The organism is Citrobacter sp. wls613, assembly GCF_005281195.1.
GTDB lineage: Bacteria > Pseudomonadota > Gammaproteobacteria > Enterobacterales > Enterobacteriaceae > Citrobacter > Citrobacter gillenii.
In genome coordinates, this window is the sequence record NZ_SZXN01000065.1 from 155,381 (window position 1) to 178,032 (window position 22,652).

Consider the following 22,652-nt stretch of genomic DNA (forward strand, 5'->3'; position numbering starts at 1 on the left):
GCAGCATGTTGTTATCCCTTCGCTAACGCGTCCAGTTTATCGCGAAAACCGGTGACCGAAATCGCGCGGTTATCGGCCCGCCAGCGATCTTTCGCCGCCGGCGCGGAGCTCTGCACACCAATCAATTGCCAGCCCGCATCTGTCTTCAGCATCAATGGAGAACCGCTGTCACCCGGGAGCGTGTCGCACTGATGAGACATGACGGTGTTTTGCGCCCAGCCGGTCACTACACAATCCTGATGCGCATACAGATCGTCCAGATGGTCTTCCGGGTAGCCTGACTGAGTGACTTTGCGATCGGCGGCTTTCAGCGCAGCGGTTAATGCGGTTTTATCGCCTTCATACAAGGGAAGCGGTGTAATTCCTGATGGGGGATAACGCAACACCACCAGACCAAAATCCCAGGGTGCCGCAGAAGGGGGCACAATCCAGCCGTCGCCATCCGCTTTTAAGCGCTTGCCAAGTGAAGGATCAACCCGTGCCTCAATGCCGTGGATTTCATAGCGCCAGACGCCTTTTTTTGACACAAAGCGCAGCGCAACGGCTTTATCCGGCTTGCCTTTAGGGGGCGTTAACAGACAGTGCCCGGCGGTCAAGGCCAGATGCGGAGAAATGAGCGTGGCCGTACACAGGTTACCGCTGGCGGTTTCCAGTTGTCCGATGGCGTCCCAGGGAGATTGAGTCGGGTCTGGGATCTGTACGCGATCGTCATGACCAAAGAAGAGCGTATTAATGTCTTCAGCTTCAGTGGCAGGCGTTGCTGGCCGATCCGCATGCGCAACGACAGGAGAAAGAAAAATAGAACCCAGTAATACCGCAATGGTTTTATGCATATCACACTCTGGTGGGGAATTATGATTATTAAAAGCAAACCCTCAATGAATACTATAGACGGGACGGTGGGAAAGTGGGAGTAAAATCAGGTAACTACACTCAGGAAAGATAAAAGTGCGTGGCAATAAGGCCGCAAATTATCAGTGTAATAAGAATGAACTCAAAGCGGTAATGGGACACCCTTTTACCCTCCGAAACGCGGCGCTAAACCGACAAGAGCTAGCGCCGTAGGCGCTGGCGTGGGGGACGCCAGCGTTATTTCTGACGGATTATGCCGCTGGCTGAGCCGCAGGTTTAGCTGCGTCGTGTTTTACGGCTTTTTTGCTGTGCTTTTTAGCTGCCTGTGCTTTTTGCTCTGGTGCTTTTTGTTCTGCAGCAGGTTTAGCGGTGGTTTTTTTGGTGTGTTTCTTGGCAGATTGCGCTTTCTGCGGTGCCGCCTTGTGCTGTTTTTTATGATGTGTGGTTTTAGCCGGGGCTGCTTTGGTGGTGGCTGCAGCGGCCGGAGTCGTGGTGGCCGTTGTTTCAGCAGCAAATGCAGCAGAAGACAGACCCATAGCAGCGGCAACAACCAGAGCTAATACTTTTTTCATTGTCATACCCTCGATTTGGTTTTTCATTCAACCCCACTGCGGGGCCGTTGAAATAACTATATCGCTGTAATATCAAGGCTTCCGTGAGTCATTGGTTTCGGCGTGTAACCATATGTACAATGACTCACGGTAAGCAATTACAGATAACGGGCTTCCAGATGTGCGCGGAAATAGCGGCTACTGAGTGGTTCACCGGTGGCCTGCGTAATCAGCTGTTCGGTGGTAAAGCGGCTACCGTGCTGCCAGATGTTCTGGCGTAACCAGTCAAACAGTGCGCTGAAATCACCCTGAGCAATGGCCGTTTCTAACCCCGGCAACGCGCGATTTGCCGCACTAAACAACTGTGCTGCATACATGGCACCAAGGGTATAGGAAGGGAAGTAGCCAAAGCCGCCGTCGGTCCAGTGGATATCCTGCATACACCCATTACGGTAATTGCCGATGGTTGACAGCCCCAGCCACGCCTGCATTTTCTCATTCCATAAGGCCGGAATATCATCGACTTCAATGTCGCCGTTAATCAGTGCTCGCTCGATTTCGTAGCGCAGGATCACGTGGGCGGGGTAGCTCACTTCATCGGCATCAACGCGGATAAAGCCCGGCTTCACCTGCTGGTTCCAGGCGATAAAATTGCTTTCTTCAAAGGCGGGTTGATCGCCAAAATGCCGCTTCACCGCCGGGATTAACCGCGTCAGGAAGGCGCTGCTTCGACCCAGCTGCATTTCAAAGAACAGGCTTTGGGATTCATGAATGGCGGTCGAGCGTGCCAGGGCGATAGGTTGACCGGACCAGTTACGCGGCAGGTTCTGCTCATAGCGGGCATGGCCGGTTTCATGGATAACGCCAAACAGTGCGCTCAGCAGTTCGTTTTCATCATACCGTGTGGTGATACGCACATCTTCCGGTACGCCGCCGCAGAATGGGTGGGCGCTAATGTCCAGCCGTCCGCCCGCAAAGTCGAATCCCAACTGCGCCATGGTCTCAAGGCCTAACTCGCGCTGCACCGCAGTCGGGAAAGGGCCAACCGGCGCGATTAACGATTGCCGGGACTGTTTGGCGACCACCTTGCTTAACAGGTCCGGGAGCCAGCCTTTGAGGTCGGCGAATAACACGTCCAGGCGGGCGCTGGTCATGTCTGGTTCAAACACATCCAGCAGCGCATCATACGGTGAACAACCTTTGGCCTCGGCACGCAGCCTGGCCTCTTCGCGGCTGTACTTCACCACATCCTTCAGGTTCTCAGCAAAACCTTCCCAGTCATTGGCCGGGCGCTGGCTGCGCCAGGCGTGTTCGCAGCGGCTACCCGCAAGGGATTTGGCTTCAACCAGTGATTCCGGCAACAATGATGCCTGATGATGCAGACGCGACATTTCTCGCAAATTGGCCTGTTCAACATCATTCAATTCTTCGTGTTGCGCGCCGGCAATCCAGGTGGCGACCTTAGGATCGGTTAACAGCTGATGTTCCAGGACGTTCAGTTCCGCCAGCGCTTCGCCACGGGCCTGGCTGCCACCAGGAGGCATCATGGTGAACATGTCCCAACTGGCGATAGCCGAGAGGTGGGAGAAGCGAGAGAGCCGCTGGAACGTGCGGGTGAGCTGTTGGTAATTCGTACTGTTACTCATTATTTTCGTTCTCGTTCTGTTGGACCAGACCTGTGAGTCTAACGTGATTTACCGCATTTACCCATTCCTCGGCAGAGAATGCGAAATGTTGGTAGCTCGTAAGTGATAATGATACTTTTTATCATAAACAAAATTTGATGTTTTAAACTATGGCGTAATCTTTTAGCAGGGAGCCGGTATGCAACAGGAAATCAGTAGTGACTATATCGCCAGAACTCGGGCAGTATCCGGTTGTTTTTCGATGTTTATTCTGATGTTTGGCCTCACGTTTGTCCCCCTTTTTTTTGCTGAAAGCGCGCTGTTACAGGCGCAGGGATTACTGTTCCCACTGCTGTTTGCTGCGGAGTTCGTTGTGCTGGTACCGCTGTATTATTTCTTCTTTAGCAAAAGAGCAGGTCTGGGAAAGGGCACGTTTAACGTGACGTGGTTTGGTATTTTATTTGTCGCACTTTTGCTGGTGCAGTTTGCCGGGCCCTGGTTGCTGGGAATAAGACAAAATGAAGAATGGGTGACAACCCAGGTATCACTACGTAGTTACGCGCTGTGGCTGTCGAGTTTGTCGCTGATATTTATTGCCCCGGTTTATGAGGAAATGATTTTCCGCGGCTGCCTGTTCAATGCCTTTCAGTACTGGTTCAAGGATAAAACCTGGTTGACGTCTGCGGTGGTGTCCGCCATTTTCGCGCTGATGCACACGCAGTATGTGGATTTTAGGACGTTATTGCTGTTGTTTATCGTGTCACTGGTTCTGATTTATGCCCGAATTAAAAGTAACGGCATACTGATGCCAATTATGCTGCATATCTTGATGAACGGGACGGTGGTGGGCATGCAAATCGCGGCTCAGGCATTCGTGCCGTCCACGTAATGCGGTGTGCCCGGCGATGCCGGGCATCACAATCAGGCGTGCAAACGGTGATGTAAACGGGACCCCACCAGTAGCGCAAGGATCAGCATCAACGCAATAAACCCGCCGACGCCGTTCCAGCCGTAGTTATGCCAGAAAACGCCACCCAGCGTACCCGCAATGCTCGATCCCAGGTAATAACAGAACAGATACAACGACGAGGCCTGACCTTTGGCGCGTTTAGCGCGCGGACCAATCCAGCTGCTGGCCACCGAATGTGCGGCAAAGAAACCGGCGGAAAAGAGCAGCATCCCGGCAAAAATCAGCCACAGTGAGGTGAACAGCGTTATCAACAAGCCTACGAGCATCACGCCAGTCGAGAACAACATCACCGGGCCACGACCGTAGCGGGTGGTCATTGACCCTGCTTTGGGGGAACTCCAGGTACCGGTTAGGTAAGCCACGGACAGCAGGCCGACCACCGCCTGACTGAGTTCCCAGGGCGACAGCATCAGGCGGTAGCCGATGTAGTTAAACAGCGTGACAAACGACCCCATCAATAAGAATCCAACCACGAAAAGTAGCGGCAATCCGGGGTCACGCCAGTGCAGGCGGAAATTAATAAACAATGACTTAGGCCGCAGTGACGTCGGTCTGAAGTGGCGCGATTCGGGTAAGATTTTCCAGAACATCAGCGCGGAGGCCAGCGCAAAACAGCCGATAGCCGCCAGCGCAATACGCCAGTTAAAAAAGTCGGTAAATACTCCGCTGATCAACCGGCCACTCATGCCGCCAATCGAGTTACCGCTGATATACAGCCCCATCGAAAAGGCGACAAAGCTTGGGTGGATCTCCTCGCTGAGATAGGTCATACCTACCGCGGCGACCCCGCTTAATGACAGGCCAATCAATGCACGCATGATCAGGATACCGTGCCAGCTGGTCATCATCGTTGAAAGTAAGGTGCAGCAGGAAGCCAGCAGGAGCGCGGTGACCATTACCGGCTTGCGACCAATGGCGTCGGAAAGCGGGCCGGTAAACAGGAGACCGATTGCCAGCATGGCGGTGGAGATAGACAGTGAAATACTGCTGCTGGCAGGCGATACGCCAAACTCATGGGACAGTACCGGCAGGATCGGTTGTACACAATACAGCAGGGCAAATGTCGCCAGCCCGGCGGAAAACAGTGCCAGCGTGACGCGCATAAAAGAGGCGGTGCCGCGTTTTATAAACGCATCTGGCTGGGAGATAATCTGTTCATCAACATCGCTTGTCGGGGCAGTATCGACAGTAGTTGTACGGCTCACATGAAATCCATTGGGTATACAGGACTAGTCTTTAGAGTATGAAAATCACAATATTCTGTCTAATATATTAATAATCTCAAATAATATTTTAAAAATATGAATATTGAACTGCGTCACCTGCGCTACTTTGTGGCGGTTGCGGAAGAACTCCATTTTGGCCGTGCGGCGGCGCGGCTGAACATTTCCCAACCTCCGTTGAGCCAACAGATCCAAATCCTCGAGCAGCAGGTGGGTGCCAGATTGCTGGCGCGAACCAACCGCAGCGTGGCGCTGACCGCCGCAGGCAGGCAGTTTCTGGCCGACAGTCGGCAGATCCTCGGGCTGGTGAATGAAGCCGCAGCAAGAGCTGAACGTCTGCATTTGGGCGAAGCGGGTGAGTTGCGTATCGGATTTACCTCCTCAGCACCGTTTATTAAGGCGGTGTCAGATACGCTGTCCTTTTTTCGCCAGGCTTACCCCGATGTGCATATGCAAACCCGTGAAATGAATACCCGCGAGCAAATTGCCCCATTAAGCGAAGGGACGCTGGATATGGGACTGCTGCGCAATACGCAACTGCCTGACACTCTGCACCGGGAGGTTATCCTGCACGAACCGCTGATGGCGATGATCCCGCGAGCGCATCCATTGGCACAAAAACCGGTTGTTACTCTGGCGGAACTTGCCCGCGAGCCGTTTGTCTTTTTTGACCCGCACGTGGGGACCGGATTGTATGACGATATTCTTGGCCTGATGCGTCGCTACGACCTGAAGCCGACTATTACTCAGGAGGTCGGGGAGGCGATGACCATTATCGGCCTGGTGGCGGCGGGGTTGGGGGTGTCTATTCTGCCAGCCTCCTTTAAACGGGTACAGCTGTATGAAATGTGTTGGGTACCGATAGCAGAAGAGGATGCTGTATCTGAAATGTGGCTGGTGTGGCCTAAACATCGCGAGCAAAGCCATGCTGCGCAACGCTTTCGCCAGCAGCTTTTAGCGGCGGTACAACGTGCTTAAATTAGTTTAAAAACCGGTGAAAATGTGCGGTAAATCACACGGCTAAGTAAAAAGTTGACGGAAACCATTGAAGTACTTCACCATAGCCTACAGATTATTTCGGAGCGCGAAAATAAAGGGAGTAAGTGGTGGTTGCTGATAGTCAGCCTGGGCATATCGATCAAATTAAGCAGACCAATGCGGGCGCGGTTTATCGCCTGATAGATCAGCTCGGACCGGTATCGCGTATTGATCTCTCTCGCCTGGCGCAATTAGCGCCTGCCAGTATTACCAAGATTGTCCGCGAAATGCTCGAAGCACATTTGGTGCAAGAACTGGAAATCAAAGAAGCCGGGAGTCGTGGGCGTCCGGCCGTTGGCCTGGTTGTCGAGACGGAAGCCTGGCACTACTTATCTATTCGTATCAGTCGTGGCGAAATTTTTCTCGCACTGCGCGATCTCAGCAGCAAACTGGTGGTTGAAGATTGCCTTGAAATGGCGCTGGTCTCCGAGATCCCGCTGCTCGATCGTGTGATTGCGCAGGTCGATCAATTCTTCATTCGTCATCAGCAAAAGCTTGAACGCTTAACGTCCATTGCCATCACCATGCCGGGCATTATCGATACCGAGAATGGCATCGTTCATCGCATGCCGTTTTACGATGACGTTAAAGAGATGCCACTGGGTGACGCGCTGGAGAGTCATACCGGGGTACCGGTATACATTCAGCACGATATCAGCGCCTGGACCATGGCTGAAGCGCTTTTTGGTGCATCGCGCGGTGCCCGCGACGTGATTCAGGTAGTGATTGACCACAACGTGGGCGCGGGGGTGATCACCGACGGCCATTTACTGCATGCGGGCAGCAGCAGTCTAGTCGAGATTGGCCATACGCAGGTGGACCCGTATGGCAAGCGTTGTTACTGCGGGAATCATGGGTGTCTGGAAACGATAGCCAGTGTAGACAGCGTTCTTGAACTCGCACAGGTGCGTCTGAAGCAGTCGATGAGCTCCTCACTGCATGGCCAACCGTTGACGGTGGATTCAATATGCCTTGCCGCCATGCAGGGTGATTTATTGGCGAAAGATATTATTAACGGCGTCGGTACGCATGTGGGACGCATCCTGGCCATCATGGTGAATTTATTCAACCCGCAAAAGATTTTGATCGGTTCTCCGCTCAGCAAGGCCGCAGATATTCTGTTTCCGACCATTGCTGACAGTATTCGCCAACAGGCGTTGCCAGCCTACAGTAAGCACATTGTTGTTGAGAGCACACAGTTTACCAATCAGGGAACGATGGCGGGGGCCGCACTCGTGAAGGACGCGATGTATAACGGTTCTTTGTTGATTCGTCTATTACAGGGTTAACATTTTTTAACTGTTGTACAAAAAATTGCGCTATCTCAAGCTGATTCAGGTTCTCTTACCTTAGACTTTCTCCACTGTATTATTTTCATGGCTTATATTTTCAAAGCATAACGGTGGAGTTAGTGATGCTGAAGCGTTTCTTTATTACAGGTACAGACACTTCTGTTGGGAAGACAGTGGTTTCCCGCGCATTACTACAAGCGTTAGCGTCAGGGGGTAAATGTGTTGCGGGTTATAAACCCGTGGCTAAAGGCAGCAAAGAGACGCCGGAAGGCTTGCGGAACAAAGATGCGCTGGTGCTGCAAAGCGTTTCTTCCCTGGAATTGCCTTACGAGGCGGTCAATCCTATTGCGCTGAGCGAAGACGAAAGTAGTGTGGCGCATAGCGGCCCGATCAACTACACCCTGTTGTCCAATGGACTCGCCAGCCTGAGCGAAAAGGTTGATCACGTGGTGGTCGAAGGGACCGGCGGGTGGCGCAGTCTGATGAACGATTTGCGTCCGTTGTCGGAGTGGGTGGTTCAGGAACAGCTACCCGTGCTGATGGTAGTGGGGATTCAGGAAGGCTGCATTAATCATGCCATCCTTACGGCGCAGGCGATTGCCAGTGACGGACTGCCGCTGATTGGTTGGGTAGCGAACCGCATTAACCCCGGATTGGCGCATTACGCTGAAATCATCGACGTGCTCGGCAAGAAATTACCTGCCCCGTTGATCGGCGAGTTGCCGTACCTGCCGCGCGCAGAGCAGCGAGAGCTGTCTCAGTATATCCGACTGTCAATGCTCGGCAGCGTGCTGTCGGTAGATAGAGTCATGGCGTAACGTTCGCGACAGCACGGAAGCCACGACGCAAGCAATCAATAAGCCGGGGAGTAGACGATACTCCCCGGTCATTTCACAGACCATCAGCGTAGACATAATCGGTGCGTGCGTTGTCGCCGCCAACAACGTCGCCATCCCGGTTAATCCCAGCAGCACCGCAATCTCATCTGTACCGGGAAGCCAGAATCCCCACAGGCGACCCAACAGCATACCAACCGACAGGCCGACAAACAGGGTCGGTGTGAACACTCCGCCCGGCGCGCCAGAACCACTGCTGGCCAGTACAGCCAGTAATTTGCAGATAAAAATCCCGGAGATAACCGAAAGCAGCGGCGGGGAGAGTAAAAACGACTGCACTACGCTGTAGCCATTTCCCCAAACGGTTGGTGTGAATATCGACAGCACGCCAACGATCAATCCCCCCAGCGCCAGCTGCCACGGTGGTGAAAGTTTCAGGCGTAAAAAGCCGGTGTGGCTGGTGGTCATCAACCACATAAAGAGAGGGCCGCAGATCCCTGCCGCCACGCCGGTACTGACAATCATCAGATAGTCCAGCGCGTGCAGCTCTAGCGACAAATGCACGGTATAAAGCAGCGCGTTGCTGTCACTGAGTAAATGAGTGGTGAGCAAGGCGACAACGGCGGAGACGACAACCGGTCCCAGCGATGCCAGAATTAACGTGCCAAACAGGACTTCAGCAATAAACAGGCTGCCGGCCAGTGGCGCATGGTACGCACCGGCCATGCCGGCGGCAGCACCGCAGGCAATCCATAACTTCCATTCCGTGCGTGGGGTAAAGCGTTGTGCAAAACAGGATGCTGCCAGCGCCGCCAGTAAGATCATGGCGCCTTCACGTCCGATGGCACTCCCGCTGGCGACCACCAGCAATGACGCCAACGACTTCACCAGGCTGGCGCTAACGTCAAACTGGCCGTCAGTTTGCAGCGCTTCCATATAATCCGTAGGCGCCTGCGGGCGCTGCCGGTTAAATTTCTGCCAGCCCCACAGCAGTAAGCCTGCGGTAAGGCCGCCCAGAGCCGGGGTCAGCATGCGTCGCAGTGGTGACAGACTGGACGCCGCATTAACCAGACTGCCGGTATCATTACTCAGGAAAAGCCACTCCAGGAGCAGCATGGCGTGGCGGAACCCGGCCACCGCCAGTGCTGCCAGGATACCAATCAGCGCAGCGAACACCAGACGGCGAAGCATCGCGCGCAGGTCGGGATAGGCGTGCAAATGATGCATTAACGAAATAATGGCTTCACAGCGACGGGGATCAACAACTGCGACTGCCAATGCGCCAGCGTGAGTCGGGCCAGTTCCCCCAGGGCCTGATAAAACGGATGATCGGCTTTCTCGATAAAGACTTCGAGGAAACGGCCCGACCAGGGTAACAGATGCCAGGCCAGCAGTTGTTCGCACGCGTTGTGATGGCCATTTTCAGCAAGCCAGGCGGTTAATAGCAGCAGAGAGCCGAAGTGATCTTCGGGTTCGTTTTGCTGCATGTCGAACTGGATACCGTTGTCGCGCATCCACTGACGCAATGCCAGCGTGGATTCACCAAACAAGACGTTTTCACGATCCAGCCAGACGGAACTCCATGGCGGAGAAGGCAGTGCGTACGGACCAACGAACAAACGCTGCCAGGCCTGTGAGAGTGATTCATCGGCTTCAATCTGAAACTGGCTAACCAGTTCGCACAGCGTATCGTCAGACAGTGGCCATTGCGTCTGCCAGCCATTGGCTCTTAGCGCACTAATGAGCGGGGCCGCTTCTGCGCTGTCTGGCGCATAGTAAAATAGTGCACCCAGCACGCGCGCGGCGGTGGAGAAGTTGTCACGTTGAGAAAAAGAGGTCATGCAAACAATCCTGAAAAGTGCGGGATTCCCCGCACTCGTGAGTTAACCTGCAACAGCCATACCGACTGTCATATGCAGACCGTAAAACAATCCGCGGCCAATGATTTCACCGGCAAGCAGGAGAATTAAGCCGAGCGCCAGACCTGTAATATGAGGTTCTTTGCGGCGGATCAGGGGGCAAATCCAGCAACCCAGACCGGCGGCGAGCAACAGGATGCGCCAAACCTGCAAACGGTCATACTCGGGTACCAGCGCCGTTGCGTGTTGCACCGAACTGTGAATTTCACCGAGCGACGCGCCCTGTAGAGCAATAACCCCAATGCAAACCAACAGGGCCAGAACGCTAATGCTGGCGTATGTCGCGGCGTTAAATGAGACGCGAACGGTACGCAGTAGCAGGGCAGCAAACAGCGGGCCACTCAGCAACACCGTCATGAAAAAGGCCACGGTGGTGTAACCATTATACCAGGTCGGCACGGTCTCTATCTGGTAAACCTGGGTCATCGCCCAGACAAATACAACGCCGAGGAGCATGCTCACCAGCAGCCAGATTTTACCCAGCGCTGCGGGCATTTTACCGAGAAAAGCCACCAGCCACCAGACGCCACCGATGGCGAAAAATAACGATCCGCTGGCTATTTCGTTACTCAGCGCCGAGGCACCGACCCGGTTTAGTGAATTAAGTGCCCGCAGTGGAGAGCCCAGGTGCATTACCGAGGCGAGAAACCCGATGCCCATCACCACCCACAGAAAGAACATGCTGCGAACGAGACGCTGTCTTGTCGCATCATCTTTGGCGGAGAGCCAACATAGCCCGCTCACAATCAGCGCGCCAACGACGCATTGTCCTAGTACCGTAAACAGTACCAGCGGCCATTCATGCCATCCATTGCCCATGTTACACCTCCCTCGGGTTTGCCAGATAACCGGTGGTATCCCCGGTTGGACGGCTGTTGGCGTTGGGTTTAATCACAATGTTCGGTTTGGTAAAGTGTGCACCCGGTAGTGGAGCCACCGCCGCCAACGTCCCGTGCTTTTTGCGCAGTTCATCAATGGGGCCAAAGTCCAGCGCGCGTAACGGGCAGGACTCAACGCAGATGGGTTTTTTACCGTCGGCAACGCGGTCATGGCAGCCGTCACATTTGGTCATATGTCCTTTGGTCGCGTTGTACTGCGGAGCGCCGTAAGGGCAGGCCATATGACAATAGCGGCAGCCAATACACACGTCCTCATCAACAACGACAAAGCCATCTTCACGTTTATGCATGGCTCCGCTCGGACACACCTTAGTGCAGGCCGGATCTTCGCAGTGGTTACATGAGATCGACAAATAATAGGCGAAGACGTTTTGCTGCCAGACGCCGTTATCTTCCTGCCAGTCACCCCCTGCGTATTCGTAAATACGCCGGAAGCTAACATCCGGGGTTAAATCTTTATAGTCTTTACAGGCCAGTTCGCAGGTTTTGCAACCGGTGCAACGGGCGGAGTCGATAAAAAATCCGTACTGCGCATTCATGAGCTATTCCTTAAACCTTCTCAATCTCAACCAGGTTAGTGTGCTGCGGGTTACCTTTGGCTAACGGTGACGGGCGCTGGGTGGTCAGCGTGTTAACACAGGCACCATGGTCAATTTTGTCGCCAGACATATCGGCATCGTGCCAGGCACCCTGGCCCATTGCGCTAACGCCGGGGAGAATACGCGGGGTCACTTTTGCGGGAATACGCACTTCGCCACGATCGTTATAAACACGCACCATATCGCCATTGGAAATACCACGCTTTTGCGCATCCAGTGGGTTAATCCAGACTTCCTGGCGACAGGACGCTTTGAGAACGTCGATGTTGCCGTAGCTTGAGTGGGTTCGAGATTTATAGTGGAAACCAAATAGCTGTAGTGGGAAATGACTGCGTTTGGGATCGTCCCAGCCTTCAAAAGTCGATGCGTAAACAGGCAGCGGACTAATCACGTCATCTTTCTCTAGTTCCCAGGTACGGGCAATTTTTGCCAGTCGACTCGAGTAGATCTCAATCTTGCCTGACGGTGTCTTCAGTGGATTGGCATCAGGGTCTTCGCGGAACTTCTTGTAGGCGACATAGTGCCCGTTAGGATCTTTACGCTTATAGATCCCCATTTTTTTTAGCTCATCATACGAAGGCAGTGCAGGGTCTTTAGCCAGCATTTTGGCATACAGGTACTGCAGCCATTGTTCTTGCGTGCGTCCTTCGGTAAACCGTTGGTGGATGTCGTCTCCAAGACGTTTCGCGATTTCGCTCATTATCCAGTAGATGGGTTTACGCTCGAATTTTGCGGAAGTCGCGGGTTGAATAAAAATCAGGTATCCCATATTCCCGGCGTAATCGTTCGGAATAATGTCTTCTTGTTCAACGGTCATCAGGTCGGGCAGCAGAATATCGGCATATTTGGCGGAGGAGGTCATGAAATTCTCAATGACCACAACCATTTCGCATTTCGAATCATCCTGCAGGATCTCATGCGTTTTATTGATATCCGAATGCTGATTGATAATGGTATTGCCCGCATAGTTCCAGATAAATTTAATCGGTACATCCAGCTTCTCTTTTCCGCGCACGCCGTCGCGGGTGGCAGTCATCTCGGTTCCACGTGCGATAGCGTCGGTCCAGCTAAAACAGGATATTTGCGTCTTGATGGGATTGTCGGGCAGCGGCATGCGCTCAATCGTAATGGTATAGGTGGATTCGCGTGCGCCACTGTTACCGCCGTTGATGCCCACATTACCGGTCAGGATGGGTAACATGGCAATGGCGCGGGAAGTCAGCTCACCGTTTGCCTGGCGCTGTGGCCCCCATCCTTGACAGATGTACGCTGGTTTGGCGCTCCCAATCTCTCTGGCCAATTTAATAATGCGCGCGGCTGGGATCCCGGTGATGTGCGATGCCCATTCTGGTGTTTTTGCAATGCCATCGTCGCCGTCACCCATTATATAGGCTTTATAATGTCCGTTTGCGGGAGCGTCGACCGGAAGGGTTTTCTCATCATAACCAATACAGTACTTGTCGAGGAACGGTTGATCGACAAGCTCCTCAGTAATCAGTACCCAGGCAATTCCTGCCACCAATGCGGCGTCAGTGCCCGGACGAATCGGGATCCACTCATCTTCACGACCCGCTGCGGTATCGGTATAACGAGGGTCGATAACAATCATTCTGGCATTTGAGCGTTCCCGGGCTTGCTCCAGGAAGTAAGTAATACCGCCACCGCTCATACGCGTTTCGGCAGGATTATTGCCGAACATAACGACCAGTTTCGTGTTTTCGATGTCTGAAGTGCTATTGCCGTCGTTTGAGCCGTAGGTGTAGGGCATTGCGGCTGCAATTTGGGCCGTACTGTACGTCCCATAGTGGCTGAGGAAGCCGCCATAGCAGTTCATCAGGCGCGCCACTAGCGAGGCATAAGGGGAAGAACGGGTAATGTTGCCACCGACAATGCCGGAGGTGTAGTTAATGTATACCGCTTCATTGCCGTATTTCTGTATGGTATTTTTTAGACCGGCGCTGATGGTGTCCAGGGCTTCCTGCCAGCTAATACGTTCAAATTTACCTTCACCACGTTTACCAACACGCTTCATAGGATAATTAAGCCTGTCAGGGTGATTAATACGTCGGCGGATAGAGCGACCGCGCAGGCAGGCGCGGACCTGGTGATTACCATAGATGTCATCGCCGGTATTGTCGGTGTCTACCCAACAAACTTCGTCATCTTTGACATGTAACTGCAAAGCACAGCGACTGCCGCAGTTAACTGAGCATGCGCCCCAGACGATTTTTTCTTCAACCGGCGAGATTGATTGCTGTACCGCAGCGGCAGCGGTACGCATCCCGAAAGGCAGTGACACGCCTCCTGCGGCAAGCGCGAGTGTACCGATAGCCGAGGACTTCACTAACGTCCTGCGGCTAATACCTCCATATTGGTCAACTTCAGACATAACCCACTCCATTATAGTTATCGCTATATATTACGCGTCACAACGAAATTAATAGCATGCTAATGATGGACTGAGTTTACCTATTCTGGGGTAGGGCTTATTAATGCATATCAAATTAAGCGTAACCCTCCGCGAACGGAGGGCAGGTTTATTGCGGTTCGGCGGGGTGACCGTCCTGAGACGGCGTACTATTGGCGGGGGCGTTGCCGCTGCTGGTACGCGCGTAAAGGATTTTATGCGTGTCGTTGGCACAATGTCCCACGACCAGAGAATCCGGTCGATCGGCCTGGTCGTTTGGCACGATACTTAAGGTGAAGCTATCTTGTGCAACGCCATTATTAATAATACGCTGCTCAATATCGCTCCTGACTCTTTCGCACGATTCAGGTGCCGCCAGAACCTGTGGGGAGGCGAGGATAAGCAAACTTGCGACAATTCCTGTAGAGAATTTCATCACCAACTCCTTTCATGACAGACATTTATTAAGATTAGCATTTCTGGTGTAAATAACTGTATTTGCTAATATGATTGAGAATAATCTCTTTATGCCGGTGAAAAATGTGAAGAAACAGACCTTGTTAGGTTTCCTGTGCGTCGTGTTGATCGGCTGTGATAACGGCAAGGAGTTGGTTTCCTTCACGCCGGAAATGGCCAGTTTTTCCAATGAATTCGAGTTTGATCCGCTGCGTGGTCCGGTAAAAGATTTCAGCCAGACACTGCTGAATGAGAACGGTGAAGTGGCCAAGCGTGTGCGTGGCACTCTCTCGCAAGAAGGCTGCTTTGATACGCTGGAATTACACGATACTGAGAGCAACAGCGGAATGGCGTTAGTGCTGGATGCTAACTATTACCTGGACGCCGAGACGCTGGAAAAAAAGATCCGTTTACAGGGGAAATGCCAGTTGGCGGAATTACCTGCTGCCGGGGTGGTGTGGGACACCGACGATAACGGCTTCGTTGTTTCAGGAACAGGGAAAGAAATGCAGGTGCAGTACCGGTACGACGCGGAGGGCTATCCGCTGGGAAAAACCACCATCAGTAAAGACAACACGTTACGTGTTAATGCGAAACCGTCAGCCGATCCGCTGAAAAAACTGGATTATACGGCAGAGAGTCTAGTGAACGATCGTTCGTTGGGAAACGTCACGCAAACGTGTGAATACGATGATCATGCGAATCCGCTCAACTGCCAGCTTGTCATCGTTGATGATAGCGTGAAGCCGGCAGTTGAACACCATTACACGATTAAAAACACCATTGATTACTACTAACCGCGTTACTGTGCAGTAGCCTGCAACAGGTTGGAACCGGGTGTTTTATGTTCCGCCAGATACTGATGCTGGAAGATACACATGCGGATGGTGTTACGGTACTGTCCGTTAATAAAGAACTCGTGAATCAACTCGCCTTCCACCATAAAACCAAGTTTGCGGTAGATGTGAATGGCTTTTTCATTCTCTTTATCAACGATCAGATACAGCTTATATAAATTGAGTACGGTGAAACCGTAATCCATTGCCAGTTTTGCCGCGCGAGTGGCGAGACCTTTGCCCTGGAAATCTGGCGAAATAATGATCTGGAATTCGGCACGGCGGTGTACATGGTTAATTTCCACCAGTTCCACCAGACCGGCTTTTTCACCGTTGCACTCCACCACAAAGCGGCGTTCGCTTTGGTCATGAATATGCTTGTCATACAGGTCCGACAGCTCAACGAACGCTTCGTACGGTTCTTCGAACCAGTAACGCATCACGCTGGCATTGTTATCAAGCTGATGGACAAATCGTAAATCTTCACGCTCCAGCGGGCGCAGCTTAACACTGAGGGCGCTTGTCATAACGTATCCTTTCCATTTCCTTTATTGGGCATAAAAATTATGGCGCGACGGTACGGCCGGTGCGGCGGTCAAGGCAGCGCAGGGTGTTCGGTTCCCAGTAGGCATTAATGTTGGCGCTTTGCTCGCATTTATCGCGGCTGTCAAAGGCCACGTCGGCTTTATCCCACTCTTTCTCAGTGCGCGTATTTACTTTCTGGCGTAACTGACGCGTGTCGTTCCACTGTTCCTTTTCCATCGCCGCCTGTTGACGACTTTGGGCGCTGTCGCCGGACTCAATGACCAGTTTGCTGGTTTCAGCAAAGGCGGAGGAGGTGTATACAACCGCCGCCAGCGTCAACATGGCCGTCAGGCACAGGCGTTTGCTCAGTGTGTTGTTCATGGTGAATTCCTTTAATGAGAAAGGCAAAAAACGATAAAACAGGGTTAAATTCTACACCATTCCTGTTCCGGGTCATACCCGCCCGGCTGATATGGATAAACTGCCCGCATTCTGTCGTATCATGTTTAAACCAAACGTCACTGAATACTGTCCATGCTTAAAACGACATTACTTTTTTTCATCACCGCGCTGTGCGAAATTATCGGCTGCTTTTTACCCTGGCTCTGGTTAAAGCGAGGCGCAACGGCCTGGTTGCTTCTGCCAGCCGGGGTGTCACTGGCCTTGTTTGTCTGGTTGTTGACGCTGCACCCAGCCGCGAGCGGGCGCGTATACGCGGCGTATGGCGGCGTGTATGTGGTGACCGCACTGATGTGGCTGCGCATTGTCGATGGTGTAAAACTGAGCTTGTACGACTGGTCTGGCGCGCTGATCGCGCTGTGCGGAATGTTGATCATCGTGGCTGGATGGGGGCGCGCATAGCGCCTTTTTTTGTGATCAGCTAGCGATTTTACGATCATTATACTTGTATGGTAGTAGCTCAGTTGAGTAAATTTCCTGCATCAGACACAGCGATGTAAGGAATAGAGAATGAAGATTGTAGGGGCTGAAGTTTTTGTCACCTGTCCAGGGCGTAATTTCGTCACGCTGAAAATTACCACTGAGGACGGGATCTCGGGGTTAGGTGATGCCACGCTGAACGGACGTGAGTTATCCGTTGCGTCCTATCTGAAGGACCATGTGTGTCCGCAACTTATTGGCCGCGACGCGCACCGCATTGAAGACATCTGGCAGTTCTTCTACAAAGGCGCGTACTGGCGTCGTGGTCCGGTCACGATGTCGGCGATATCTGCCGTTGATATGGCGCTGTGGGATATCAAAGCGAAAGCCGCGAATATGCCGCTTTATCAGCTGCTGGGTGGCGCGTCCCGCGAAGGCGTGATGGTTTACTGCCATACCACTGGCCGTACCATTGATGATGTGCTGGAAGATTACGCACGCCATCAGGAGATGGGCTTTAAAGCGATTCGCGTCCAGTGCGGCGTGCCGGGTATGAAAACCACCTACGGTATGTCAAAAGGCAAAGGCCTGGCCTATGAGCCAGCGACCAAAGGGCAGTGGCCGGAAGAGCAGTTGTGGTCGACGGAAAAGTACCTTGATTTTACCCCTCAGTTATTTGACGCCGTGCGTAATAAATTCGGCTTCAACGAACACCTGCTGCACGACATGCACCATCGCCTGACGCCGATTGAAGCCGCGCGGTTTGGCAAAAGCATTGAGCAGTATCGTTTGTTCTGGATGGAAGATCCGACGCCAGCTGAAAACCAGGAATGTTTCCGACTGATTCGCCAGCACACGGTGACGCCGATTGCGGTAGGGGAAGTCTTCAACAGTATCTGGGATTGCAAACAGCTGATCGAAGAACAGCTGATCGACTACATCCGCACCACCATTACCCATGCGGGCGGCATCACCGGCATGCGTCGCATTGCGGATTTTGCGTCGCTGTACCAGGTGCGCACCGGCTCTCACGGACCTTCTGATTTGTCACCTGTCTGCATGGCTGCTGCGCTGCACTTTGACCTGTGGGTGCCAAATTTCGGCGTACAAGAATATATGGGTTATTCCGAGCAGATGCTGGAGGTCTTCCCGCATAACTGGACGTTCGATAACGGCTATATGCACCCTGGTGACAAACCGGGTCTGGGTATTGAATTCGACGAAAAACTCGCGGCGAAATATCCGTACGATCCGGCCTATTTGCCCGTCGCGCGCCTGGAAGATGGCACTTTGTGGAACTGGTAAGGAGTGGTTTGCTATGAAAAGTATTGTGATTGAAAAAGCGAATACGCTGGTGATTGAAGAAAGAGCAATTCCTACTCCAGCGTCGGGCGAAGTCAGGGTCAAGATTAAGCTGGCAGGAATTTGTGGCTCCGATAGTCATATCTATCGTGGGCATAATCCCTTCGCAAAATATCCACGCGTCATCGGCCACGAGTTTTTTGGCATTATTGATGCGGTAGGCGAGGGTGTTGATCGTTCGCGTTTAGGCGAGCGAGTATCTGTTGATCCCGTGATCAGCTGTGGACACTGTTACCCCTGCTCAATAGGTAAACCGAACGTCTGCACGTCGTTGGTGGTGCTGGGCGTCCATCGTGATGGCGGTTTCAGTGAATTTGCTGTTGTACCGGCAAAAAATGCCTGGCCGATCCCGGACTCAGTGAAAGATGAGCATGCCGTTATGGTTGAGCCTTTTACTATTGCGGCAAACGTGACCGGACAAGTTAAACCCACAGAAAACGACATTGCGCTGATTTACGGTGCGGGGCCGATGGGGCTGACGACCGTTCAGGCACTTAAACGTGTTTATAACGTAAAAACGGTGGTGATTGCCGACAGGATTGAAGAACGTCTGGCAATGGCTAAACAGTGTGGTGCTGACTGGACCATAAATAATGGTCAGCAATCGCTACAGGATTTTCTGGCTGAAAAAGGGTTAAAACCCACAATCATCGTGGATGCAGCTTGTCATCCATCTATTTTACAGGAGGCTATTACGCTGGCGTCGCCAGCGGCACGGATTGTGTTGATGGGATTCTCCAGCGAACCTTGCCAGGTTGTACAGCAGGGCATTACCGGGAAAGAACTTTCCATTTATTCATCACGGTTAAACGCGAATAAATTCCCGGTGGTTATTGATTGGCTGGTTAAAGGGCTTATCGACCCGAATAAATTGATTACCCACACTTTTGACTATCACCACGTTACAGACGCAATCGAATTGTTTGAGAAAGACCAGCAGCACTGCTGCAAAGTTTTACTCACATTCGCTGAATAATATTAATTACTGCGAGTAAGTGGTACGCATCTTACCTCTTAGAGATAGCCAATATGAATCAAGAAAAACACGAAAGATCAACGAAAGATCTGGTGAGAGCCGCCGTTTCAGGATGGTTAGGCACGGCTCTCGAATTTATGGATTTTCAGTTATATTCTTTGGGTGCCGCACTGGTATTCCATGAGATATTTTTCCCGGAACAATCAGCCGCCATGGCGCTCATTTTAGCGATGGGCACGTACGGAGCTGGTTATATTGCTCGTATCGTTGGGGCATTTATATTTGGAAAAATGGGTGACAGCATCGGGCGTAAAAAGGTGCTGTTCATTACCATTACCATGATGGGGATTTGTACCACGCTAATTGGCGTGCTGCCGACCTATGCGCAGATTGGTATCTTTGCGCCAGTGTTGCTGGTGACGCTGCGTATTGTGCAGGGATTGGGTGCCGGTGCTGAAATTTCTGGCGCGGGAACCATGCTTGCAGAGTATGCGCCAAAAGGAAAACGCGGCATTATTTCCTCCCTGGTTGCGATGGGAACAAACTGCGGGACGCTCAGCGCCACGGCCATCTGGGCGGTGATGTTCTTCGCGCTTGATCGCGAAGAGTTGTTAGCCTGGGGCTGGCGTATTCCGTTCCTGGCTAGTGTGGTGGTGATGATTTTCGCCATCTGGTTACGTATGAATCTCAAAGAAAGCCCGGTATTTGAGAAAGTAAATGATGGGGAAAATGCACCTGCATTGAATGACCCTTCAGAGAGTTCGCTGGGTGCGATGTTCAGCAGTAAATCTTTCTGGTTGGCAACCGGATTACGCTTTGGTCAGGCGGGTAATTCAGGTTTAATTCAGACCTTTCTTGCCGGTTATCTGGTACAGACGTTGTTATTTAATAAATCAATACCCACCGATGCGTTGATGATAAGTTCTGTTATTGGATTTATTACTATACCGCTTCTGGGGTGGTTGTCTGATAAATATGGTCGTCGTTTGCCTTATATCATCCTGAATATATCAGCCATCATTCTGGCTTATCCAATGCTGTCTATTGTGGTTGATAATTCGTATAGTCCTGGCGTCATCATGACCGCGCTGATTGTTATCCATAACTTTGCCGTATTGGGGTTATTTGCCCTCGAAAATATCACTATGGCTGAAATGTTCGGTGCTCGTAATCGATTTACGCGTATGGCCATTTCAAAAGAGGCTGGCGGATTAGTGGCCGTTGGTTTTGGTCCCGTGTTAGCCGGTATTTTCTGTAACATGACCCAGTCCTGGTGGCCTATTTTAGTGATGGTCATTATCTACTCATTGATCGGTTTAGTTTCAGCACTCCTGATGCCTGAAGTTAAAGATCGTGACCTGAGTGTTCTGGAAGATGCGGCTGAGGTGAGTAAAACCGAGAAGATCCGTGCCGGTGCGACTCAGGTCAGTTGATGCGCTAATCAGCATGGTCGGGAATTCGGCCATGCTGTCACATAACTTCAAATGATGTCATACCAATAGTAAAAAGTTTAATGCAAATCAAAACATACAACCATACAGGCGTTACTCTGAGACAGTCCTGATTTCATTGATAAGTAGGTCATACCATGCAAAACAAACTCTTGGCAGCTAAGGCTGCACTTCCTGACTACGATCGTAGCAAACTGGTCCCACGTATTGTTCATCTGGGGTTTGGTGCGTTTCACCGTGCGCATCAGGGCGTTTACGCGGATATCCTGGCGGCCGAGCACAACAGTGACTGGGGATATTGCGAAGTTAACCTGATCGGCGGCGAGCAGCAGATTACCGACCTGAAACAGCAGGATAATCTGTATACCGTCGCGGAAATGTCGGCCGATGCCTGGACGGCGAGAGTGGTTGGCGTTGTCAAAAACGCGCTGCATGCGCAGGTTGATGGTCTTGAGGCTGTTTTTGCCGCCCTGTGCGAACCGCAGGTGGCTATCGTTTCTCTCACTATTACCGAGAAAGGATACTGCCACTCCCCGGCAACTGGACAACTGATGCTGGAAAACCCGCTGATCGCCGCCGATCTGCAAAATCCGCATCAGCCCAAATCTGCGCCGGGCGTCATTGTTGAAGCGCTTTCTCGCCGCAAAGCTGCCGGTCTGGCCGCATTTACCGTGATGTCCTGCGATAACATGCCTGAAAACGGTCATGTCATGCGTAACGTGGTTACTGCGTACGCGCGTGCGGTGGACGCCGGGCTGGCAGACTGGATCGAACAGCATGTGACGTTCCCGTCGACCATGGTTGACCGTATTGTTCCTGCGGTAACGCCCGATACGCTGGATAAAATTGAACAGCTTACCGGCGTGCGCGATCCGGCGGGCGTGGCGTGTGAACCATTCCGTCAGTGGGTGATTGAAGACAACTTTGTTGCCGGTCGTCCACAATGGGAAAAAGCAGGAGCTGAGCTGGTGGCCGATGTTATCCCATTCGAAGAGATGAAGCTGCGTATGCTTAACGGCAGCCACTCTTTCCTCGCCTATCTCGGCTATCTGGCGGGATACCAACACATTAATGACTGTATGGGGGACGACAATTATCGTGTTGCCGCCCGTGCGCTGATGTTGCAGGAGCAGGCCCCGACGCTGAAAGTGAAAGGCGTTGATTTACAGCAGTATGCCGATCGTTTGATTGAACGTTACAGCAACCCGGCACTGCGTCACCGTACCTGGCAGATAGCGATGGACGGCAGCCAAAAACTTCCGCAGCGTATGCTCGATTCCGTACGCTGGCATCTTGTGCACGGCAGCCGTTTCGACCTGCTGGCGCTGGGTGTGGCGGGTTGGATGCGCTACGTAGGTGGCGTGGATGAAAAGGGTGACGCGATTGAGATTAGCGATCCGTTACTGCCGGTTATCCAGAATGCGGTGCAGAGCAGTAAAGAGGGCGAAGAACGTGTTCAGGCGCTGCTGGCAATCGATGCTATCTTTGGTCGTGAGCTGCCGCAGGTTGAGTTGTTCAGAACCCGAGTTACCGAAGCTTATCTGGCGTTACTGGCGGAAGGGGCGAAGGTGACGGTGGCGAAGTATGCCGCGAAATTGAAGTAACGACGTAAAACGTTGATGTCGCCATCCGGCTTATACTCCAGCCAGATGGCGCGTTATTTTCTGGCACTCACACCAATCAGTTCATACCCAGACGAATCAATTCCAGAGGGGCGTATTTACCTTCACAACCCTCGATTTCCACTGTTTTCCCGCGGCGAATTTGCTCTGCGGTCAGGCCATCGGAATCAATAGCCTTGATGCGGCCAGTAATGCCAGTGTCACTGATCATGACGCGGCTGCCGGTGGTGATTGCGTTACGGTTACGATCGTATGTTTTCATGGTGGTTTCTCCTCTCCAACTTACCGTCAAAGCCCGTGGGCTTTTAGACCCACGTAACGGGCGCAATATAAA

At 52.4% G+C, this 22,652-nt stretch carries 23 protein-coding genes; 10 read left to right on the forward strand and 13 right to left on the reverse strand.

From position 1 onward, the window contains the following. Positions 1-11 precede the first annotated feature (11 nt). From FDX01_RS15585 to FDX01_RS15595, 3 genes are all read right to left on the reverse strand, one after another. A complete protein-coding gene (locus FDX01_RS15585) occupies positions 12-833 on the reverse strand; it encodes a serine protease (protein WP_137400098.1) in 822 nt (273 codons plus the stop codon). Positions 834-1,103: 270 nt separating this feature from the next. Beyond that, positions 1,104-1,424 (reverse strand): acid resistance repetitive basic protein Asr, encoded by a 321-nt coding sequence (asr, locus tag FDX01_RS15590; RefSeq protein ID WP_115259947.1) that lies wholly within the window; start codon positions 1,422-1,424, stop codon positions 1,104-1,106. Positions 1,425-1,561: 137 nt separating this feature from the next. Beyond that, positions 1,562-3,049 (reverse strand): carboxypeptidase M32, encoded by a 1,488-nt coding sequence (locus tag FDX01_RS15595; RefSeq protein ID WP_115258540.1) that lies wholly within the window; start codon positions 3,047-3,049, stop codon positions 1,562-1,564. Between the two features lie 178 nt (positions 3,050-3,227). Between FDX01_RS15595 and FDX01_RS15600 the strand changes: the two genes are divergently transcribed. Further along, on the forward strand, positions 3,228-3,917 hold the full coding sequence (locus FDX01_RS15600; RefSeq protein ID WP_135912074.1) for a type II CAAX endopeptidase family protein: 690 nt from the start codon (positions 3,228-3,230) through the stop codon (positions 3,915-3,917). 32 nt (positions 3,918-3,949) lie between these two features. Here FDX01_RS15600 and FDX01_RS15605 read toward each other — a convergent pair whose 3' ends face one another. Then, complete coding sequence (locus tag FDX01_RS15605; protein WP_137400099.1) at positions 3,950-5,203, reverse strand: MFS transporter; 1,254 nt, start codon at positions 5,201-5,203, stop codon at positions 3,950-3,952. Positions 5,204-5,299: 96 nt separating this feature from the next. On the opposite strand from FDX01_RS15605, the gene FDX01_RS15610 reads away from it, so the two are divergent. The 3 genes from FDX01_RS15610 (at position 5,300) to bioD (ending at position 8,369) form a co-directional block, all read left to right on the forward strand. Continuing rightward, the gene (locus tag FDX01_RS15610; RefSeq protein WP_115258538.1) at positions 5,300-6,199 is read left to right on the forward strand and encodes a LysR family transcriptional regulator; all 900 of its coding nucleotides are present in this window, start codon (positions 5,300-5,302) and stop codon (positions 6,197-6,199) included. 128 nt (positions 6,200-6,327) lie between these two features. Further along, a complete protein-coding gene (mlc, locus tag FDX01_RS15615; RefSeq protein ID WP_115259946.1) occupies positions 6,328-7,548 on the forward strand; it encodes a sugar metabolism global transcriptional regulator Mlc in 1,221 nt (406 codons plus the stop codon). Between the two features lie 125 nt (positions 7,549-7,673). Next, positions 7,674-8,369: a dethiobiotin synthase gene (gene bioD / locus FDX01_RS15620; protein WP_096757100.1), complete on the forward strand. Its 696-nt coding sequence runs from the start codon at positions 7,674-7,676 to the stop codon at positions 8,367-8,369. On the opposite strand, the gene clcB is transcribed toward bioD, so the two are convergent. The 6 genes from clcB to FDX01_RS15650 all read right to left on the reverse strand — a co-directional run bounded on the left by clcB (position 8,325) and on the right by FDX01_RS15650 (position 14,647). Then, on the reverse strand, positions 8,325-9,614 hold the full coding sequence (gene clcB / locus FDX01_RS15625) for a voltage-gated ClC-type chloride channel ClcB (protein WP_137400100.1): 1,290 nt from the start codon (positions 9,612-9,614) through the stop codon (positions 8,325-8,327). The genes bioD and clcB overlap by 45 nt on opposite strands. Beyond that, positions 9,614-10,228, reverse strand: a complete 615-nt coding sequence (gene dmsD / locus FDX01_RS15630) for a Tat proofreading chaperone DmsD (RefSeq protein WP_137400101.1) — start codon at positions 10,226-10,228, stop codon at positions 9,614-9,616. Before dmsD ends, clcB begins: the two co-directional genes overlap by 1 nt. Before the next feature lie 42 nt (positions 10,229-10,270). Continuing rightward, positions 10,271-11,125, reverse strand: a complete 855-nt coding sequence (locus FDX01_RS15635) for a dimethyl sulfoxide reductase anchor subunit family protein (protein ID WP_137400102.1) — start codon at positions 11,123-11,125, stop codon at positions 10,271-10,273. A 1-nt stretch (position 11,126) separates the two neighbouring features. Beyond that, positions 11,127-11,744, reverse strand: a complete 618-nt coding sequence (locus tag FDX01_RS15640) for a DMSO/selenate family reductase complex B subunit (protein WP_117343090.1) — start codon at positions 11,742-11,744, stop codon at positions 11,127-11,129. 10 nt (positions 11,745-11,754) lie between these two features. After that, complete coding sequence (gene ynfE, locus FDX01_RS15645; protein WP_137400103.1) at positions 11,755-14,193, reverse strand: selenate/tellurate reductase subunit YnfE; 2,439 nt, start codon at positions 14,191-14,193, stop codon at positions 11,755-11,757. A gap of 148 nt (positions 14,194-14,341) precedes the next feature. Continuing rightward, on the reverse strand, positions 14,342-14,647 hold the full coding sequence (locus tag FDX01_RS15650; protein ID WP_117343092.1) for a DUF1161 domain-containing protein: 306 nt from the start codon (positions 14,645-14,647) through the stop codon (positions 14,342-14,344). A gap of 106 nt (positions 14,648-14,753) precedes the next feature. Between FDX01_RS15650 and FDX01_RS15655 the strand changes: the two genes are divergently transcribed. Next, positions 14,754-15,464 carry a YnfC family lipoprotein gene (locus tag FDX01_RS15655; protein WP_137400104.1) on the forward strand — a complete coding sequence of 237 codons (711 nt, stop codon included), beginning with the start codon at positions 14,754-14,756 and terminating at the stop codon, positions 15,462-15,464. A gap of 5 nt (positions 15,465-15,469) precedes the next feature. Here the strand turns inward: FDX01_RS15655 and speG are convergent, their stop codons facing one another. Together speG and FDX01_RS15665 are read right to left on the reverse strand one after the other, a co-directional pair. After that, complete coding sequence (gene speG / locus FDX01_RS15660; RefSeq protein ID WP_115258532.1) at positions 15,470-16,030, reverse strand: spermidine N1-acetyltransferase; 561 nt, start codon at positions 16,028-16,030, stop codon at positions 15,470-15,472. Positions 16,031-16,067: 37 nt separating this feature from the next. Beyond that, positions 16,068-16,409 carry a DUF1283 family protein gene (locus FDX01_RS15665; RefSeq protein ID WP_096757095.1) on the reverse strand — a complete coding sequence of 114 codons (342 nt, stop codon included), beginning with the start codon at positions 16,407-16,409 and terminating at the stop codon, positions 16,068-16,070. A gap of 153 nt (positions 16,410-16,562) precedes the next feature. Here FDX01_RS15665 and FDX01_RS15670 point away from each other — a divergent pair, with 153 nt between their 5' ends. The 5 genes from FDX01_RS15670 (at position 16,563) to FDX01_RS15690 (ending at position 22,300) form a co-directional block, all read left to right on the forward strand. Next, a complete protein-coding gene (locus FDX01_RS15670) occupies positions 16,563-16,889 on the forward strand; it encodes a YnfA family protein (protein ID WP_096757094.1) in 327 nt (108 codons plus the stop codon). Positions 16,890-16,997: 108 nt separating this feature from the next. Further along, a complete protein-coding gene (rspA, locus tag FDX01_RS15675) occupies positions 16,998-18,212 on the forward strand; it encodes a starvation-sensing protein RspA (protein WP_137400105.1) in 1,215 nt (404 codons plus the stop codon). Positions 18,213-18,225: 13 nt separating this feature from the next. After that, the gene (locus tag FDX01_RS15680; protein ID WP_137400106.1) at positions 18,226-19,245 is read left to right on the forward strand and encodes a Zn-dependent oxidoreductase; all 1,020 of its coding nucleotides are present in this window, start codon (positions 18,226-18,228) and stop codon (positions 19,243-19,245) included. A gap of 53 nt (positions 19,246-19,298) precedes the next feature. Beyond that, positions 19,299-20,678, forward strand: a complete 1,380-nt coding sequence (locus FDX01_RS15685; protein ID WP_117343094.1) for an MFS transporter — start codon at positions 19,299-19,301, stop codon at positions 20,676-20,678. Between the two features lie 155 nt (positions 20,679-20,833). Continuing rightward, positions 20,834-22,300 (forward strand): mannitol dehydrogenase family protein, encoded by a 1,467-nt coding sequence (locus tag FDX01_RS15690; RefSeq protein ID WP_137400107.1) that lies wholly within the window; start codon positions 20,834-20,836, stop codon positions 22,298-22,300. A 76-nt stretch (positions 22,301-22,376) separates the two neighbouring features. Here FDX01_RS15690 and ydfZ read toward each other — a convergent pair whose 3' ends face one another. Beyond that, entirely contained in the window at positions 22,377-22,580 is a 204-nt protein-coding gene (ydfZ, locus tag FDX01_RS15695; RefSeq protein WP_096757090.1) for a putative selenium delivery protein YdfZ, read from the reverse strand. Positions 22,581-22,652: the final 72 nt, after the last annotated feature.